We start from the raw sequence: 1,074 nt of genomic DNA on the forward strand, positions 1-1,074 counted from the left end.
TCTGTACCCGCATTTAGCTCTTTTAGGGCTGGTTCTAGCACCCACCGGCGCATGTCTTTCACGTTAGTGTATTTATCACCCAAGTCGAACATTTGGCGCAGCTGGACAAGGGTGCATTCCCTTTGACCCAGTTTGTGGAATTGGCTCATAAGTTCGTATAGGCGGATAGCGTAGAAGCTGGACAAGCTGCCAATCTGCTTGAGCTGGTAGCTAGTGAACTCCCTGTTCAACATAGTTAGGTGAGGCAATACGGTTGGAGAGAATCCCAGATCCACGCAGCCCTGACCCTCCTTGTACTTCACATGGAAAACCCAACGCATCCGTTCGACTATCTTGCCCTTTGAGTAACGGCGAATGTCACGCTCAAACAACCGGTGTGCAGCGTCATTAAGGGCTTCGTAAGCGTTATTCACGTCGAGGCCAAAGACCTCGGCAAAGGAGTCGGCACGAACAGTAAAGTAGCCATCCTTGGGCAGAGGTTTGCGTGGGTCGATCATTGATGCCGCAGCTAAGATAAGGCGCTTCTCATTGAGCGTCAGCGTATGTGATGCCTCGATTAGCCTGTTCGATTGTGTGACCTTGTTATCTACCAGCTCCATCGTCTCGCTCCTTACCCGGAATCTCTCCCTGATCAGGGGTTAAAGGGAGAGGGAGTATACTAACACTCTCTCCCTGTCCTGTGGATGATACCCGGAATCTCTCCCCCTTCAACCCGGAATCTCTCCCCCTTCAACCCGGAATCTCTCCCCCTTCAACCCGGAATCTCTCCCTGAACTTAACGAATAAGTGTTTAAAATCAATATTTTACGTTAGTGAAAACAAGTAAAAACAAGAAAAACAAGGTTTAAAGGCGGTGAAGATAGATTCAAGAGCTGCAGCCTTCCAGTCGCTGTGCGCCGACATCTACCAAACCAAACCACAAACCGAGTGCGGCTGCTTCGCTCCTTCACGCTGCTACCTGCGGTCTGCGCGCTTCGCTCACGGGTAATTGGGATGCGGGGTGGGCCAGTGGCGGTACGCCGCTGGTTTACCCCGCATCGAACAAGCGCAGCGCGTTAGGAGGGACGTAGCAAT

Annotated in this window: 1 protein-coding gene; it reads right to left on the minus strand. The window is 51.7% G+C overall.

All coding sequences use genetic code 11. The features are described 5' to 3' along the window. Positions 1 to 599: replication initiation protein (locus QN399_RS26100; RefSeq protein WP_330201925.1), on the minus strand; the 599-nt coding region annotated here is incomplete at its 3' end. Positions 600 to 1,074: the final 475 nt, after the last annotated feature.

The organism is Pseudomonas sp. 10C3 (genome assembly GCF_036346185.1).
Lineage (GTDB): Bacteria > Pseudomonadota > Gammaproteobacteria > Pseudomonadales > Pseudomonadaceae > Aquipseudomonas.